Origin of the sequence: Streptomyces tyrfis (assembly GCF_037034285.1) — a bacterium.
In the GTDB taxonomy this organism is placed as follows: domain Bacteria; phylum Actinomycetota; class Actinomycetes; order Streptomycetales; family Streptomycetaceae; genus Streptomyces.
The window spans coordinates 76,308-92,296 of the sequence record NZ_JBAGJZ010000027.1 but is presented as its reverse complement, the minus strand read 5'-3'; the positions used below and the strand labels follow the sequence as shown (position 1 = coordinate 92,296).

General features: G+C 71.6%; 16 protein-coding genes. 6 read left to right on the top strand and 10 right to left on the bottom strand.

The genetic code is table 11. From position 1 onward, the window contains the following. Positions 1-111: 111 nt before the first annotated feature. The 9 genes from gatB to WA762_RS21330 form a co-directional block, all read right to left on the bottom strand. On the bottom strand, positions 112-1,620 hold the full coding sequence (gatB, locus tag WA762_RS21370; protein ID WP_335937541.1) for an Asp-tRNA(Asn)/Glu-tRNA(Gln) amidotransferase subunit GatB: 1,509 nt from the start codon (positions 1,618-1,620) through the stop codon (positions 112-114). A 16-nt stretch (positions 1,621-1,636) separates the two neighbouring features. Further along, the gene (locus WA762_RS21365; RefSeq protein ID WP_335937539.1) at positions 1,637-1,876 is read right to left on the bottom strand and encodes a hypothetical protein; all 240 of its coding nucleotides are present in this window, start codon (positions 1,874-1,876) and stop codon (positions 1,637-1,639) included. Then, positions 1,873-3,375, bottom strand: coding sequence for an Asp-tRNA(Asn)/Glu-tRNA(Gln) amidotransferase subunit GatA (gatA, locus tag WA762_RS21360; protein ID WP_335937537.1), 1,503 nt, complete (start codon positions 3,373-3,375; stop codon positions 1,873-1,875). The genes WA762_RS21365 and gatA overlap by 4 nt, the downstream gene beginning before the upstream one ends. Positions 3,376-3,379: 4 nt before the next feature. Next, positions 3,380-3,676 (bottom strand): Asp-tRNA(Asn)/Glu-tRNA(Gln) amidotransferase subunit GatC, encoded by a 297-nt coding sequence (gene gatC / locus WA762_RS21355; RefSeq protein ID WP_015036350.1) that lies wholly within the window; start codon positions 3,674-3,676, stop codon positions 3,380-3,382. A 425-nt stretch (positions 3,677-4,101) separates the two neighbouring features. Next, a complete protein-coding gene (locus WA762_RS21350) occupies positions 4,102-6,243 on the bottom strand; it encodes a putative bifunctional diguanylate cyclase/phosphodiesterase (RefSeq protein WP_335937533.1) in 2,142 nt (713 codons plus the stop codon). Between the two features lie 391 nt (positions 6,244-6,634). Then, positions 6,635-8,845, bottom strand: a complete 2,211-nt coding sequence (gene ligA, locus WA762_RS21345) for an NAD-dependent DNA ligase LigA (RefSeq protein WP_335937532.1) — start codon at positions 8,843-8,845, stop codon at positions 6,635-6,637. A gap of 31 nt (positions 8,846-8,876) precedes the next feature. Further along, entirely contained in the window at positions 8,877-9,902 is a 1,026-nt protein-coding gene (locus WA762_RS21340; RefSeq protein WP_335937531.1) for a methionine synthase, read from the bottom strand. Between the two features lie 72 nt (positions 9,903-9,974). Further along, positions 9,975-10,664, bottom strand: coding sequence for an SDR family oxidoreductase (locus WA762_RS21335; protein ID WP_335937530.1), 690 nt, complete (start codon positions 10,662-10,664; stop codon positions 9,975-9,977). Positions 10,665-10,805: 141 nt separating this feature from the next. Beyond that, on the bottom strand, positions 10,806-11,345 hold the full coding sequence (locus WA762_RS21330; RefSeq protein ID WP_335937529.1) for an LOG family protein: 540 nt from the start codon (positions 11,343-11,345) through the stop codon (positions 10,806-10,808). 180 nt (positions 11,346-11,525) lie between these two features. Here WA762_RS21330 and WA762_RS21325 point away from each other — a divergent pair, with 180 nt between their 5' ends. Then, positions 11,526-11,870 carry a DUF427 domain-containing protein gene (locus WA762_RS21325; protein ID WP_335937528.1) on the top strand — a complete coding sequence of 115 codons (345 nt, stop codon included), beginning with the start codon at positions 11,526-11,528 and terminating at the stop codon, positions 11,868-11,870. A gap of 143 nt (positions 11,871-12,013) precedes the next feature. After that, positions 12,014-12,826 (top strand): alpha/beta fold hydrolase, encoded by an 813-nt coding sequence (locus tag WA762_RS21320; RefSeq protein WP_335937527.1) that lies wholly within the window; start codon positions 12,014-12,016, stop codon positions 12,824-12,826. 102 nt (positions 12,827-12,928) lie between these two features. Here WA762_RS21320 and WA762_RS21315 read toward each other — a convergent pair whose 3' ends face one another. Then, a complete protein-coding gene (locus WA762_RS21315; protein WP_335937526.1) occupies positions 12,929-13,420 on the bottom strand; it encodes an ATP-binding protein in 492 nt (163 codons plus the stop codon). Positions 13,421-13,770: 350 nt separating this feature from the next. Here WA762_RS21315 and WA762_RS21310 point away from each other — a divergent pair, with 350 nt between their 5' ends. The 4 genes from WA762_RS21310 (at position 13,771) to WA762_RS21295 (ending at position 15,976) form a co-directional block, all read left to right on the top strand. Next, complete coding sequence (locus tag WA762_RS21310; protein ID WP_443080644.1) at positions 13,771-14,565, top strand: helix-turn-helix domain-containing protein; 795 nt, start codon at positions 13,771-13,773, stop codon at positions 14,563-14,565. Between the two features lie 11 nt (positions 14,566-14,576). Further along, positions 14,577-14,780, top strand: coding sequence for a DUF397 domain-containing protein (locus WA762_RS21305; protein WP_335937524.1), 204 nt, complete (start codon positions 14,577-14,579; stop codon positions 14,778-14,780). Positions 14,781-14,843: 63 nt separating this feature from the next. Next, positions 14,844-15,395 (top strand): SseB family protein, encoded by a 552-nt coding sequence (locus WA762_RS21300; protein ID WP_335937523.1) that lies wholly within the window; start codon positions 14,844-14,846, stop codon positions 15,393-15,395. Beyond that, positions 15,392-15,976, top strand: a complete 585-nt coding sequence (locus WA762_RS21295; protein WP_335937522.1) for a hypothetical protein — start codon at positions 15,392-15,394, stop codon at positions 15,974-15,976. Before WA762_RS21300 ends, WA762_RS21295 begins: the two co-directional genes overlap by 4 nt. Positions 15,977-15,989 lie beyond the last annotated feature (13 nt).

The window sequence follows — 15,989 nt, the reverse complement described above, 5'->3', positions numbered from 1 at the left end:
TGACCACGGCCGAAGGGGCGGCGCACCCGGCTCGCGGGTGCACCGCCCCTTCGAGGCGTGCGCGGGAACCGCCCCGCGCGGGGACGGGAACCGCCCGTGCGGCGGCGGAGGTCAGCCCTGGACGCCGAGCTTCTCCAGGATCAGCTCGCGCACCCGGGCCGCGTCCGCCTGACCGCGGGTGGCCTTCATGACCGCGCCGACGAGCGCGCCCGCCGCGGCGACCTTGCCGCCGCGGATCTTGTCCGCGATGGCCCCGTTGGCGGCGATGGCCTCGTCCACGGCCGCGCCCAGCGCGCCCTCGTCGGAGACCACCTTCAGGCCGCGCTTCTCGACGACGGTGTCCGGGTCGCCCTCGCCGGCGAGGACGCCCTCGATGACCTGGCGGGCCAGCTTGTCGTTGAGGTCGCCCGAGGCGACGAGCTCGGCCACCCGGGCGACCTGCGCCGGGGTGATCGGCAGCTCGTCGAGGCCGCGGCCGGTCTCGTTGGCGTTGCGGGCCAGCTCGCCCATCCACCACTTGCGGGCCTGGTCCGAGGGGGCGCCCGCGTCGGTCGTGGCGACGATCAGGTCGACCGCGCCCGCGTTGAGGATGGACTGCATGTCGTGCTCGGAGACGCCCCACTCCTCCTTGAGCCGGTTGCGGCGCACCCGCGGCAGCTCGGGGAGGCCCTTGCGGAGCTCCTCGACCCACTCCCGGGCCGGGGCGACCGGCACCAGGTCGGGCTCGGGGAAGTAGCGGTAGTCCTCGGCGTTGTCCTTGATGCGGCCGGCCGTGGTCGAGCCGTCCTCCTCGTGGAAGTGCCGGGTCTCCTGCACGACCGTGCCGCCCGAGGACAGCACCGCGGCGTGGCGCTGGATCTCGAAGCGGGCGGCGCGCTCCACGGAACGCAGCGAGTTCACGTTCTTCGTCTCGGAGCGCGTGCCGAAGGTCTCGGTGCCGTTGGGCCGCAGCGACAGGTTGACGTCGCAGCGCATCTGGCCCATCTCCATCCGGGCCTCCGAGACGCCGAGCGCCCTGATGAGCTCGCGGAGCTCGGCGACGTACGCCCTGGCGACCTCGGGGGCGCGGGCGCCCGCGCCCTCGATCGGCTTGGTGACGATCTCGATGAGCGGGATGCCGGCCCGGTTGTAGTCGAGCAGGGAGTGGGACGCGCCCTGGATACGGCCGGTGGCGCCGCCGACGTGGGTCGACTTGCCGGTGTCCTCCTCCATGTGGGCGCGCTCGATGTGCACGCGGAAGACCTCGCCGTCCTCCAGCTGGACGTCCAGATAGCCGTCGAAGGCGATCGGCTCGTCGTACTGGGAGGTCTGGAAGTTCTTCGGCATGTCCGGATAGAAGTAGTTCTTCCGGGCGAAGCGGCACCACTCGGCGATCTCGCAGTTGAGCGCGAGACCGATCTTGATGGCGGACTCCACGCCGATCTCGTTGACGACCGGCAGCGCGCCGGGCAGTCCGAGGCAGACCGGGCAGGTCTGGGAGTTGGCGTCCTGCTTCAGCTCGGTCGAGCAGCCGCAGAACATCTTGGTCTTGGTGCCGAGCTCGACATGGACCTCCAGGCCCATGACGGGGTCGTAGGACGCGAGGGCGTCCTCGTACGACACCAGGTCGGTGACAGTCACGGTGAAACTTTCCCTCTCAGCCCAGCAGTACGTCGTCGTCGCCGATGTGCTTGAGTTCGCGCAGCAGCAGCGCGATGCCCGTGGCGATGGCGGCGGCGGAGACGACGGCGTCGACCAGCCGGAGCGTGTCGTGCTCGGACCGGGCCTGCCTGGCCTGCCGGAGAACGCCGATCGCCCCGAAGGCGGTGGTGCCGATGGACAGATACGTGCCGGTCCTGGACTTCTTGAAGCCCTTGGCCTTGCTCAGTGCGCTCACAGTGACGGAGCCTCCTCCAGCAGCGGGTGCCCCCACTTTTCCACGAAGGCGGCCTCGACGGCGGCACCGACCTTGTACAGCCGGTCGTCCTGCATGGCGGGGGCGATGATCTGGAGCCCGACCGGCAGGCCGTCCTCCGGCGCCAGGCCGCAGGGCAGCGACATGGCGGCGTTGCCGGCGAGGTTGGTCGGGATGGTGCACAGGTCCGCGAGGTACATCGCCATCGGGTCGTCGGCGCGCTCGCCGATCGGGAAGGCGGTGGTGGGCGTCGTCGGGGAGACGATGACGTCCACCCGCTCGAAGGCCTTCTCGAAGTCCCGCGTGATCAGCGTGCGGACCTTCTGCGCGGAGCCGTAGTACGCGTCGTAGTAGCCGGAGCTGAGCGCGTACGTGCCGAGGATGACGCGGCGCTTGACCTCGTCGCCGAAACCTGCCTCGCGGGTGAGCGCGGTGACGTCCTCCGCGGACTTCGTGCCGTCGTCGCCGACCCGCAGGCCGTAGCGCATGGCGTCGAAGCGGGCCAGGTTGGAGGAGCACTCGGACGGCGCGATCAGGTAGTACGCCGACAGCGCGAGGTCGAAGGACGGGCAGTCCAGCTCGACGATCGTGGCGCCCAGCGACTTCAGCAGCTCGACGGACTCGTCGAAGCGCTGGACGACGCCGGCCTGGTAGCCCTCGCCGGAGAACTGCTTGACGACGCCGACGCGCATGCCCTCGACGCTGCCGTTGCGGGCGGCCTCGACGACCGGCGGGACCGGGGCGTCGATGGACGTCGAGTCCATCGGGTCGTGGCCGCCGATCACCTCGTGCAGCAGGGCCGCGTCCAGGACCGTGCGGGCGCAGGGCCCGCCCTGGTCGAGGGAGCTGGAGAACGCCACCATGCCGTAGCGGGAGACGCCGCCGTAGGTCGGCTTGACGCCGACGGTGCCGGTGACGGCGGCGGGCTGGCGGATGGAGCCGCCGGTGTCCGTGCCGATGGCGAGCGGGGCCTCGTACGCGGCGAGCGCGGCGGAGGAGCCGCCGCCGGAGCCGCCCGGGATGCGGGTGAGGTCCCACGGGTTGCCGGTCGGGCCGTAGGCGCTGTTCTCGGTGGAGGACCCCATGGCGAACTCGTCCATGTTGGTCTTGCCGAGGATGACGACGTCGGCGGCCTTCAGCTTCCTGGTGAGGGTCGCGTCGTACGGCGGGATCCAGCCCTCGAGGATCTTGGAGCCGACGGTGGTCGGGATGCCCTCGGTGGTGAAGATGTCCTTCAGCGCGAGCGGGACGCCGGCCAGCGGGCCCAGCTTCCCGCCCGCCGCCCGCTTCGCGTCGACGGCACGGGCCTGCGCGAGCGCGCCCTCGCGGTCGACGTGCAGGAAGGCGTGGACCTTCTCGTCGACCGCGTCGATCCGGGCCAGGTGCGCCTCGGTGACCTCGACGGCGGTGAGCTCGCCGGAGGCGATCTTCTCGGCGATCTCCGCAGCGGTGAGCTTGATGATGGTGCTGTTGTCCGTCATGGCTTCAGTCCTCCCCCAGGATCTGCGGCACCTTGAAACGCTGCTGCTCCTGGGCCGGGGCGCCGGAGAGCGCCTGCTCGGGGGTGAGCGACGGACGGACCTCGTCCGCGCGCATGACGTTGGTCAGCGGCAGCGGGTGGGAGGTCGGCGGAACGTCTTGGTCGGCGACCTCGGAGACGCGGGCGACCGCGCCGATGATGTCGTCGAGCTGACCGGCGAAGTGATCGAGCTCTTCGCCCTTCAGCTCCAGACGCGCCAGCCGGGCGAGGTGGGCGACCTCCTCGCGCGTGATGCCAGGCATGCAGCGATCCTCAGGGGTTGGTGTGTGGTTTTGGCCCAATCCTATGGTGTCGGCCGCGACCGGTCCCGCCACCGGGGTGAACAGCCTGGTGGCGCGGGCTCCGACCGCTCGACGCCCCCGCGCGTCCGGCACGGCCGCGCCCCGCGGGACCGCGCGCCGCGTCGGCGGATCCGGTGCGCCGGGGTCCCGGACGCCGGGCCGGGTGCGCCGGGCCGGAAGCCGGTGCGCCGGGTCCGTACGACGCGCCGCGCCCGCCGGGGGCGGGGACGCCGCACTCGCGTCGTGGCGAGCCCGTCGTGGCATGCCCGTCCTGGCGTTCACGCCGGGGCGTACGCGGGCCTGCGCGCCACGGCGCACGGGCCTGGCATGGCGCACGGGCATGTCAGCGCGTACGCGTCACGGCGTCCAGGGCGGGCGGGGCGCGCTCAGGTCGTCGCGGGCCGCGAGTCGATGGGGCGTCCCGGCGGACGCTGCTCCCGCTCCGGAACCGCCGCGGCGGCCGCGGCCGCCTGCGCGGCCGGCCGCCGCCAGCCGTGCTCGCCCCGCGCCCGCAGCCATGCCGTGGTCTCCTGGGGCGGCATCGCCGCGGCGACCAGCCACCCCTGCACCGCGTCGCAGCGCAGGTCCCGCAGCCGCTCCCAGGTCTCGTCGTCCTCGACGCCCTCCGCGACCACCAGCAGTCCCAGCGAATGCGCCAGGTCGATGGTGCAGCGGACGATCTCCGCGTCCTCGTTGTCGACGGCCAGCCGCGCCACGAACGAGCGGTCGATCTTCAGCTCGCTGACCGGCAGCCGCCGCAGGTGGACCAGCGAGGAGTACCCCGTGCCGAAGTCGTCCAGGGACATCTTCACGCCGTGCCCGGTGAGCCCGGCCAGGGTGTCGGCGGCCCGCTGCGGGTCCTCCAGCAGCACATGCTCCGTGATCTCCAGCTGCAGCGCCCCGGCCGGGACGCCGTGCCGGGCGAGCCGGGCCGCGACGCTGCCCGCGAATCCGGGGGTGTGGACGTCGCGCGGCGAGACGTTGACCGCGACCGGGACGAACAGCCCCTGCGCCCGCCAGCGGGCCACCTGGGCCAGCGCCGTCTCCAGGACGTACTCGGTGAGGTGGGGCATGAGGCCGGACGACTCCGCGATGGCGATGAACTCGTCCGGAGGGACCCGGCCGCGCTCCGGATGCACCCAGCGCACCAGCGCCTCCAGCCCGGCCACCTGGCCGTCGAAGCGGACCTTCGGCTGGTAGTGGAGTTCCACCTCGGCCGCGTCCAGCGCCCGCCGCAGGTCGCCGAGGAGCCCGAGCCGGTCCGGGGTGTTGCTGTCCCGCTTCGACTCGTACACCTCGACGCCCGTGCGGTCGCGCTTCGCCTGGTACATCGCCACGTCCGCGCGCCTGAGCAGCCCCTCGGCGTCCGGCGCGTGGTCCGGATGGACGGCGACCCCCGCGCTGGCCTCCAGCACCAGGGTCAGGCCGTCCAGGTCCAGCGGGGAGGACAGCGCCGCCGCCAGATGGCGGGCCACCCGCTGGGCGCTCGTCGTGGAATCGGTGGTCGGCAGGAGCACGGCGAACTCGTCGCCGCCGAGTCGCGCGGCCTCCGCCCCGCGCGGCAGCGCGAGCCGGAGCCGCTCCGCTATCTGGAGCAGCAGCCGGTCCCCGGCCAGATGGCCGAGGGTGTCGTTGACCGCGCGGAAACGGTCGAGATCGATCAGAACGAGAGCGGACCGGGCCCCGACGGCCTCGGCGTCCTCCAGGGCGGTCCAGATGCGTTCCAGCAGCCACTGCCGGTTGGGCAGGCCGGTCAGCGGGTCGCGCAGCTGCTCCTCGGCCCGGGCGCGGGCGATCCAGAGGGTGGAGTCCAGGGCGATCAGCGGGATCGCGAACAGCGGCAGCAGCACCGGCATGGTCGTCGCGACGACGCAGATCAGCGGCGCGATGCCGAGCAGCGCGACCACCACCAGGCCCTGCCGGAGCAGCGCGGTACGGGCGACGGTCGGCAGCCCGCCGCCCTGCGGGGCCCCCGCGTACCACAGCAGGAACCGGGTGACCAGCAGATAGGCGGAGGCGGTCAGCAGCACCTCGGGAACGGCCGCCACCCCCCAGTCGAGTGGCTGCCAGGGCGATTCGACGGTCTGGACTTCGCCGAACGCGGCCAGCACCAGGGCCGCCGCGCCGATCCCCAGGATGTCCACGGCTCCGTGCAGCAGCCCCTGCCACCCGCGCTGCCTGCGGGCGGCTCCGACCAGTACGACGACGACCAGGCTCACCAGACCGGCGGGCACCCAGCCGTAGAGCAGCAGCACGGCGAGGGTGAGGGCGGCCCCGGAACCGGTGCCGCCCCACCAGCGGTCGCGTCCCAGCGCCACCAGATGACCGACGATCAGACCGGTGAGGACGGCGAGGGACCAGCCGACCTCGCCATCGGGAAAGAGCGCACGCCCCTCGCTCAGGGCATGGTAGAAACCGGTCGCGATCAGAACGAAGGCGATCGCCACGACGACGGCACCCGCTCGGGGTGCGAGGCCGACGAAACCTTGCAGCCGCGACACCTGCGCGGCGCTCTCGGTCGGTTTCATTCCGTCCCTCTCACAGCCGTCGGTGCCCATGTCACCCGATGGTTCAGTTCCATGCCACCACGACCCGTTTTTCCATCCCGTGGCCGGGCACGGCAGACGCACACCTCAACAGTAGGCCGCGGAGGGCCTCCAGGGCACCGCTCTACAGCTCTTGCCCGAATGCAAACCGACCGGCCATCAGCATTTGATATGCGCCGTTCGGGTGAACCCGGCCGATTCGCGGCAAGTCTCGCCCCCTTCCGCCCCGTTATGTCGCCCCTTTTCCTTTTCAGCCGTCATTTGCCCGTTGCTGTAGCCCATTCGACCGCTTCTTCAGGTACGGTCCCTCTTTGCCCGTTCCGCTCCGACGGGGCGCCGAGGCCGACGGCGGCGGCTCCCACTCCGTCGGCTCCTATTCCGTCGGCTCCTCGACAGCCGCGGCCGGCTCGGCCGCCGCGGCCGCCTCGCGCGCGGCGTCCGGCCCCTGTTCGAGGAGTACGGCGAAGCCGTCCTCGTTCAGCACCGGCACCTTCAGTTGCACCGCCTTGTCATACTTCGAACCAGGGTTGTCACCGACGACCACGAACGAGGTCTTCTTCGATACCGAACCGGTCACTTTCGCCCCACGGCTCTGGAGCGCCTCTTTCGCGCCATCCCTGGTGTGACCGGTGAGCGTGCCGGTGACGACGACGGTGAGCCCTTCGAGCGGGCGCGGGCCCGTCTCCTCCCCGGCGGCCTCGTCCTCCATCCGGACTCCGGACTCCCGCCACTTGCGCAGGATCTCGCGGTGCCAGTCCTCGGCGAGCCACTGCTTCACCGAGGCGGCGATGATCTCCCCGACCCCGTCGGCCTCGACCAGCTCCTGCTCGGTCGCCTCGTCGATCCGGTCGATGGAGCGGAACTGGCGGGCCAGCTCCGCCGCCGCGACCGGGCCCACATGACGGATGGACAGCCCGGTGAGGATCCGGGCGAGCGGGGCGTTCCTGGCTGCGGCGATGGCGTCGAGCATGGCGAGGGTGTTCTTCTTCGGCTCGCCCTGCTGGTTGGCGAAGACCCAGGCGGTCTTCTCCTCGCCGGTCTTCGGGTCGCGCTTGGGCAGTCCGCTGTCCTGGTCGAGGACGTACGCGCGGATCGGCAGGAGCTGCTCGACCGTCAGCCCGAAGAGGTCGCCCTCGTCGCGCAGCGGCGGCTCGGCGGGTTCCAGGGGCTGTGTCAGGGCCGCCGCGGCGACATAGCCGAAGTGGTCGATGTCGAGGCTCTTGCGGCCCGCGAGATAGTAGATCCGCTCCCGCAACTGGGCGGGGCAGGAGCGCGCGTTGGGGCAGCGGAGGTCGACGTCCGCCTCCTTCATCGGCTTCAGCTCCGTGCCGCACTCCGGGCAGTGCGTCGGCATCACGAACTCCCGCTCGGTGCCGTCGCGCAGGTCGACGACCGGGCCGAGGATCTCCGGGATCACGTCGCCCGCCTTGCGGAGCACCACCGTGTCCCCGATGAGCACGCCCTTCGCCTTCACCACGTTCTGGTTGTGCAGGGTGGCGAACTCGACCTCGGAGCCCGCCACCTCCACCGGCTCGACCTGCGCGTACGGGGTGACCCGGCCGGTGCGGCCGACGCCGACGCGGATGTTCACCAGCTTGGTGTTGACCTCCTCCGGCGGGTACTTCCAGGCGATCGCCCAGCGCGGGGCGCGCGAGGTGGTGCCCAGCCTGCCCTGGAGCGGGATCTCGTCGAGCTTGACGACGACCCCGTCGATCTCGTGCTCCACGGAGTGCCGGTTCTCGCCGTAGTACGCGATGAACTCCCGCACCCCGCCCAGCGAGTCCACCACCTTGTTGTGCCGGGCGGTGGGCAGGCCCCAGGCGTGCAGCAGCTCGTAGGCGTGCGAGAGGCGGTCGATGTCGAAGCCGTCGCGGGCGCCGATGCCGTGCACCACCATGTGCAGCGGACGGGTGGCGGTGACCTTCGGGTCCTTCTGGCGCAGGGAACCGGCCGCCGCGTTGCGCGGGTTGGCGAAGGGCTTGTCGCCGGCCGCGACGAGCCGGGCGTTGAGCTCCTCGAAGGCGTGCATCGGGAAGAAGACCTCGCCCCGGATCTCGACCAGTGCCGGGATCCGGTCGCCCTTCAGCCGGTGCGGGATCTCCGCGATCGTGCGGACGTTGGGGGTGATGTCCTCGCCGGTGCGGCCGTCGCCGCGGGTGGCGGCCCGGGTCAGACGCCCGTGCTCGTAGGTGAGGCTGACCGCGAGTCCGTCGACCTTCAGCTCGCACAGGAAGTGGTGGTCGGTGGCGCCGAGCTCCTTGGCGACGCGCTCGCCCCAGGCCGCCAGCTCCTCCTCGTCGAAGGCGTTGTCCAGCGAGAGCATCCGTTCCCGGTGCTCGACGGAGGTGAACTCCGTCTGGTACGGGCCGGCCACCTTCTGCGTCGGCGAATCCGGCGTACGCAGCTGCGGGTACGTCTCCTCCAGGTCCTCCAGCTCGCGCATCAGCCGGTCGAACTCGGCGTCGCTCACGACCGGCTGGTCGTTCACGTAGTACCGGAAGCGGTGCTCCTCGATCTGCTCGGCGAGCAGCATGTGCCGCTCCCGGGCCTCCGCGGGCGCCGTCGTCCGCTGTTCGCCGGCCATGGTCTCGTCCTCCCGTTGCCCCATTGCCCCGTCACTCAGGGTTGTCTGCGAGTGATCTAGCGGCCCGGGCGCAGTGGGCGAGCGCGGCGCGCGCGTACGCGGGCGAGGCGCCCGCCAGCCCGCACGACGGGGTGATCACGACGGACTCCGTCAGAGTCCCCGGATTCAGCCCCAGCCTGCGCCACAGCGTCCTGACCCCCATGACGCTACCGCCCGGGTCCGACAATCCGCCCGAGGCGGGGTCGGTGCCGGGCACCACTCCGAGGAAGAGTCCGGTGCCGCCCTCGACCGCCTCCCCGATCGCGTCCTCCTCACGCTCGGTGAGCAACGAGAAGTCGAACGAGATGCCGTCGGCCCCGGCCCGGCGCAGCAGGGCGAACGGCACGTCGGGGGCGCAGCTGTGGACGACGGTCGCCCCGTCCCCGGCCGCCGACAGGACGTCGCGCAGGGCGCCCTCCACGATCTGGCGGTCCACGGCCCGGTGGGTCCGGTAGCCGCTGGCGGTCCGGATCGACCCGCGCAGCACACCGGTCAGCGACGGTTCGTCGAGCTGGAGGACCGGTTCGGCGCCGGGCACCCTGCGCCGCACCTCCGCGAGGTGGGCGCGCAGCCCCTCGGCCAGCGAGGCCGTCAGGTCGCGGCAGGCCCCCGGGTCGCCGAGCACGGCCTCGCCGCCCCGCCGTTCCAGCGCGGCGGCCAGCGTCCAGGGCCCGACGGCCTGCACCTTCAGCGGCCCCTCGTATCCCTGGGTGAACTCCTCCAGCGCATCGAGGTCCTCGCCGAGCCAGGAGCGGGCCCGCCGGGTGTCCTGGCCGGGCCGGTCGCTGACCCGCCAGCCGCTGGGCTCGACGTGCGCGTACAGGTCGACGAGCAGTCCGACGGTCCGCCCGATCATGTCCGCGCCGGGCCCGCGGGCCGGGAGCTCCGCCAGATACGGCAGCCCCTCGCCGTCCCCGAACGAGCCGGTGACGGTCTTCGCCGCCTCCCGGGCGTCTCCCCCGGGCATGGAACCGATCCCGGTGGCCGGGCAACCCCTGAACTTGTTCTTCTCGCTCACGTGGGAAGCCTATGCGCCGGACGGGGGGCGGTGGCGTGGGAGAGGCGGCTCCCCCGGGGTCCCGGGCCCCGGTCAGCGTCCGGGACGGACCGTGAGGTCGTTGACCTCGGCGTCGCGCGGCAGGTCGACGGCCATCAGGATCGTGGTGGCCACCGACTCCGGGTCGATCCAGCGGGAGGGGTCGTACTCCTTGCCCTCCTGCTGGTGGACCTTGGCCTGCATGGGGCTGGCGGTGCGCCCCGGGTAGACGGAGGTGACCCGGACCCCGTTCGCGTGCTCCTCGTGGCGCAGCGAGTCGGCCAGCGCCTTCAGGCCGTGCTTGCTGGCGGCGTACGCGCCCCACTCGGCGTGGGCGGCGAGTCCGGCGCCCGAGTTCACGAACAGGACGTGGCCCTGGGCGACCCGCAGCTGCGGCAGGAGGAGCCGGGTCAGCTCGGCGGGTGCGACCAGGTTGGTGTTGAGCTGGAAGTGCCACGCCTTGGGCGTGAGGTCACCGATCGAGCCGAGTTCGACGACGCCCGCGACGTGCAGCAGCGTGTCGACCCGTTCCGGCATCGCCTGCTGGGCGAACGCCCAGGAGAGCCGGTCCGGGTTGCCCAGGTCGCCGACGAGCGTGCGGGCGCCGGGGTGGAGTCCCGCGAGCTCCTTGGCGCGGGCCGCGTCGCGGGCCAGCAGCACGACCTCGTCGCCGCGCTCCAGAAGACGGCGGGCGACGGCTGCGCCGATGCCGGAGCCGGCGCCGGTGATGACATGAGTGGACATGGCGTCCATGATCTCATCACGCCCGGCCCCGCCCCGCAGCCGGCCGCCCGGCCGCGCCCCGCATGGCCTTCGCCGCCGGGCCGCCCGGCTTCCGCCGCCGGGCCGCCCCGCCGGGTGACCGGACCTCCTCCGCCCGCCGCGTCACCGCAGGCCGGACCACTCCTCCAGGTAGGCCAGCGCGCCCACGCCGTCCTTCGCGAAGAACACCAGGTCGGTGAGCGGAACGGGCAGGAAGCCCTCGTCCTCCATGCGCTGGAACTGCTGGCGCAGCCCGTCGTAGAAGCCCGCCGTGTTCAGCAGGACGACCGGCTTGTCGTGCTTGCCGTGCTTCTTCAGCTCCAGGATCTCGGTCGCCTCGTCGAGCGTCCCCGTGCCGCCCACCATGATCACGACCGCGTCGGCCTTCTCCAGCAGCAGCGCCTTGCGTTCCGCGAGGTCGCGGGCGATCACCATCTCGTCGGCGTTGGTACGGGCCTTGTCGGCCAGGAAGTCGACCGACACCCCGACCAGCCGCCCGCCCGCCTCCTGCACGCCGTCGGCGACGACCTTCATCAGCCCGGACTCCGACCCGCCCCAGACGAGGGTGTGCCCGCCCTTGCCGATCAGTTCGGCGAATTCACGGGCGGGGCGGGTGTAGCGGTCGTCGAGGTCGGCGGCGGAGAGGAAGACGCAGATATTCATGGAGCCACCGTAGAGGCAGCCACCGACGCTCCAGCCCACCGGCCCGGCCCGCGGCCGAACCCTCCCCGACCGGACCCGACCCGCCCCGAATACCCCCATGCCCGACAGATCATGAAATATCCGATGGCCGGCGAACCCGTGAGCGGGAAGAAACCGACCCCCGCACCGGCTGTACAGAGCATGACCTCCACACAAGGACACACCCGACATCGCATCACCGTCGAGCCCGGCACCGAGCACGTGCGCGTGGTCCGCGACGGACAGGTCCTCGCGGAGAGCCGCCGTCCACTCGTCCTGCGCGAGACGGGCTGCCCGGCCCGCTACTACCTGCCGTCCGAGGACGTCCGCACGGAGCTCCTGACGGCCTCCGACACCCGGACGCACTGCCCCTTCAAGGGCGACGCCTCCTACTGGTCGCTGCCGGACGCCGCCGACCTCGTCTGGGCCTACCCGGACCCGAAGCCCGAAGTCGCCGCGATCAAGGACCACTTCTGCTTCTACGACACCGAGACGGTCGCCGACTGACCGCCACCGACCGGCCGCACGACCCCGCCGCCCTTCCGTCCGTCCGCCCGTCAAACCGGCGCACCGACCTGCGGAGTTGAGAAATCCCGAAAAAATCCCGCCCGGAGCGATGACTTTTCCGGAGCGCCACTGTCTTCCCTCTTATGGACAAGACTCTCTCCCGCGACGGCACCACGCTCGTGTATCGGCGCCGGGGTGAAGGGCCCCCGGTGATCCTGGTCGGCGGGGCGCTGAGCACGGCGGCGACCGAGGCTCCGCTGGCCCGCCTCCTCGCGCCCCGTTTCGGCGTGATCACGTACGACAGGCGCGGGCGGGGCTCCAGCGGTGACACGGGACCGTACGCCGTGGAGCGCGAGATCGAGGATCTCGCGGCGCTCGTGGCGGCGGCGGGCGGCCGGGCCTCGGTCTTCGGGGTGGGCGCGGGCGGTGTGCTGGCCCTGGAGGCCGCGACCGCCGGGGTGCCCATCGACCTGCTGGCGGTGTACGAGCCGCCGTACACGCCCGGCGCGGCCGGGGCACGCTTCAAGGCGTCGTGCACGGCCCGCCTGCACCGCCTGCTGTCCGCCGGGGACCGCGCCGGCGCGGTGGAGCTGCACCTGTCGATGACGGGCGCGCCGGCCGACACCATCGCCCGCATGCGCCGCGCACCGCTGTGGCCCGGCCTGGTGTCGCTGGCCCACACCCTGGCGTACGACGACGCCCTGCTGGGCGACGGCTCGATCCCGGCCCGGCGCTTCGCCGCCGTCAGAACCCGGACCCTGGTGGCGTGCGGCGGCTCCAGCCCCGACCTGTCCCGCCTGGCGGCCCGCGCCCTCGCGGACGCCGTCCCCCGCGCCCGCCACCGCACCCTGACCGGCCAGACCAGGGACCTGGCCCCCCAGGCGATGGCCCCGGTACTGGCGGACTTCTTCACCGAAGCGCCCGAGGGCGCCCACCCACTGCGCCTGGCGTCCTGAGCCTCAGACCGACGCCGCGGCCATGCCCGTACGGGGGTCGGGCGCGGCCGCGGCGTCGGCCCGGGCGAGCCGGCCGGTAGACCGGCGTCACGGATACGCGGGTCAGACCCCGAGCGCCAACTCGAACCAGACGGTCTTGCCGCCCGGACCGAACGCACCCTCCCCTATCGCGCACCCACCCCAACGGTCCGCGACGAGTTCGAGGATGGCCATGCCGCGCCCCGCCTCGGCGCCCGCGTCGGTGCCAAGGCCGGTGCCGGTGCCGACGGACGGCGCGTACGGCTTCGGCAAGTCCGGGCTCATGTCCCACACGCTGACCCGCAGCACGGGATGCCGCCACTGAAACCGTACGGAGGCCGGGCCCCTGGTGTGCCGTACGGAGTTGGTGGTCAGCTCCGACGTCAGCAACTCCGCCCGGTAGCTGAGTTCGTCGAGCCGATGAGCCCCGAGAACGGCCCGCAGCGCGGTGCGGGCGACGCGGGGGCTGCGCGGGTCGCAGGGGAAGGCGAGTTCGTAGCTCCAGGGTTCGGTGAACGCGATGGGGCGGGGATGCTGCGGCGCCTCGGGGTCGTACGGGGTGGGATCTGCCCTCACGGGCACCTCCGGAAGTTCATGCGATGGTCTCAAGTGGGCACGGACCGCGCACTATTGCGGTCGAAGGCGGTCAGAAACACCTGCCCCACGGGCGTTTTCATGGCCCGGCCGGGCATCGGCACGCTTCGGCGACCCTGGGCACCTCCTGGCCGCATCACCGAAGTACCGGACAACCTAAGGCACCTTGACTCACATGTGAGCACTTTTCCACGAATGAGTGAGTCATTACTTGGGTCACTGGACCGCTCCGCAGAGCCACTGCAAAACTGTGCACGCACGAGAGAGGACTCATGGCCCCACGAAATGCACCGACCGGGCGGCAGCGCCGCCTGGCCGTCGAAATCCGGCGCATGCGCGAGCAGGCCGGCATCTCCATTCGGGACGCGGCGGCGATACTTGGCGTGGACCGCACAATGATCTGCAATATGGAGGCGGCCCGCACCGGTATCAGCGAGGAGAGGGTTCGCCAGATCGCCTGCCATTACCGGTGCCCGGACTCGGCTCTGATCGACGCGCTCGCCTCAATGGCGGGCGGTCGGCGGACGCGGCACTGGTGGGATGAGTACCGGGGCAAGCTCCCCGACGGGCACCTCGAAGTATCCGAGATCGAGCACTTCGCCGTACGCATCCGGACGGCGCAGACCATCCACTTGCCCGGTCTCTTCCAGATCGAGGATCACGCACGGGCGATCTTCGACTTCGCGGTGCCGCAGCTGCCCCGCCTGGACGTGGAGCTCCGAGTCGCCCACCGCATGAGCCGCCAGTCCGTCGTCACCGGGGAGAACCCGACGCCGTACGTCGGAATCATCCACGAGGCCGCCCTAAGACTGGAGTTCGGCGGTCGGGACGTAGCGCGTCGGCAGCTGGACCATCTCGCGGACTCTGCCGAGCTGGATCACGTGACGCTGCTCGTCATCCCGTTCAGCGCGGGTGCGTTCCATGGCGCGGGGCAGTCGGTCCTGTACACCGAGGGTCCTGTTCCGCAGCTCGACACGGTCCAGCTCGACACATCATTCGGAAGCCAGTTCATCGACGCCCCGACACCGCTCGGAAATTATCGTTCCCTTCTGGACCTGATGGAGAAATCCGCGCTCTCCCCGGATGAGTCGCGGCGGTTCATCAGGTCAATCGCCCACCGACAGTGAGAGGCCGAAACATGTCCCACCATGACTGGCAGCGCTCTTCGTTCTGCTCCGGAGGCGGCAACAACTGCGTCGAGGTGACCGCGACCGAGGGCAGGGCCATCGCGATCCGCGAGAGCGAGAGCCCTCGGCGCATCGTCACGACGAACCGCGCAGCACTCCGCTCACTCGTACTCGGCATGAAGACCGCCGAGTTCAGCCAGGCCCACTCCGACTGAACGAAGAACGACGGCCGCCGCAGGGCGCCCCGGCCGGTCGCCGCGTTTCAGCCAACCCACCGCATGGCGTTGCAGTTGAAAACCAGCCATGTGATGATCCCTCGCATGACCAGGGGCGGGGACATGTCGAAGCAGCAACATCCCATGCGGTTGGCAGATTTGGCGGGCCCGACGCCGAGCTATACCGCTTCCACGCAGCCATCTGCACCAGCAACCGATCCGGGCCTCGCCCTCTCACCCTCCCGGGCGAATCGCGCGTTCGCCGTTCTGCTGGGCGAGTTTCGCCGTACGGCGGTGCTGGTGCCGTTCGACGAGTCGGGGGGCTTGTGGTCGGCGGAGCTGGGCGGAGTGCGCTGGATCTGCGCGTTCTCGGACGAGGAGAGCCTGGCGCGGTTCGCGCGGGCTCGGGGTGATTCCGGGCGGGAGTGGGCGTACCGGTCGATCCTGGGTGCACGGCTGCTGGACGCGGTGGTGCCGTCGGTGGCCGGTCCGGCCGGGGTGGCGCTGGACGCGGGGAGCCCGGACGGGATGGTGTTCCCGCCGGTCGCGGGGGTCGTGCCGGAAACGGTCGCGGTGGACGCGGGGAGGACGGCATGGGCGGGGAGGACGGCATGAGCGGGGAGCAGCCCGACCTGGAGGTTCCGCCGGAGGCATTGGCGTTGATCGCCCAGGGGATCGAGCGCGCGCACGGGGAATTGAAGGATCTGGGCATGTTCGGAAACGGTATCGCGGGGCGCGGCTTCTCCGAACTCGCGCTGTCCGGAATGGAATTGGGACACGAGGGGCTGGCGGCCGGGTTCAAGGCGTTCTGCGAGCGGTGGGAGTGGGGGGTACGGGGGTTGATGTTCCGGGGGAACGTGTTCGCCGCACAGGTGGGGCTGTCGGCGGGGGCGTATCACGAGCAGGAGCAGTACCTCAAGGACACCTTCAAGGTCGTGGTCAACGGGCTGAACGGCAATCCCCATCTGTCCGAGGACGAGGTGAGGGAACGCGGCTGGCAGGAGATCAAGTCCCAGTCCCCGTACGACGCGCCGGACGGGAGTGCGGGGTCCTTCGCGCGGGCGCATGAGGAGATCGGGCAGACCTGGCGGGAGACGAGGGACGACGTGCTCGGTCCGAAGTGGGATGCCGGGGCGTTCTCGCCAGAGGCACGGAAGACGGTCGGTGGTCAGGAACCGGACGGGCGGGGCGACTGATGCCGGACTGGGG

Coding starts and splice junctions, on each gene's coding strand:
- gatA (WP_335937537.1), bottom strand. CDS start 3,375: ATGACGGACAACAGCACCATCATCAAGCTCACCGCTGCGGAGATCGCC.
- WA762_RS21320 (WP_335937527.1), top strand. CDS start 12,014: ATGGACAAGACTCTCTCCCGCGACGGCACCACGCTCGTGTATCGGCGC.
- WA762_RS21305 (WP_335937524.1), top strand. CDS start 14,577: ATGTCCCACCATGACTGGCAGCGCTCTTCGTTCTGCTCCGGAGGCGGC.
- WA762_RS21325 (WP_335937528.1), top strand. CDS start 11,526: ATGACCTCCACACAAGGACACACCCGACATCGCATCACCGTCGAGCCC.
- WA762_RS21335 (WP_335937530.1), bottom strand. CDS start 10,664: ATGTCCACTCATGTCATCACCGGCGCCGGCTCCGGCATCGGCGCAGCC.
- WA762_RS21310 (WP_443080644.1), top strand. CDS start 13,771: ATGCGCGAGCAGGCCGGCATCTCCATTCGGGACGCGGCGGCGATACTT.
- ligA (WP_335937532.1), bottom strand. CDS start 8,845: ATGGCCGGCGAACAGCGGACGACGGCGCCCGCGGAGGCCCGGGAGCGG.
- gatC (WP_015036350.1), bottom strand. CDS start 3,676: ATGCCTGGCATCACGCGCGAGGAGGTCGCCCACCTCGCCCGGCTGGCG.
- WA762_RS21295 (WP_335937522.1), top strand. CDS start 15,392: ATGAGCGGGGAGCAGCCCGACCTGGAGGTTCCGCCGGAGGCATTGGCG.
- WA762_RS21350 (WP_335937533.1), bottom strand. CDS start 6,243: ATGAAACCGACCGAGAGCGCCGCGCAGGTGTCGCGGCTGCAAGGTTTC.
- WA762_RS21300 (WP_335937523.1), top strand. CDS start 14,844: ATGGCGTTGCAGTTGAAAACCAGCCATGTGATGATCCCTCGCATGACC.
- WA762_RS21330 (WP_335937529.1), bottom strand. CDS start 11,345: ATGAATATCTGCGTCTTCCTCTCCGCCGCCGACCTCGACGACCGCTAC.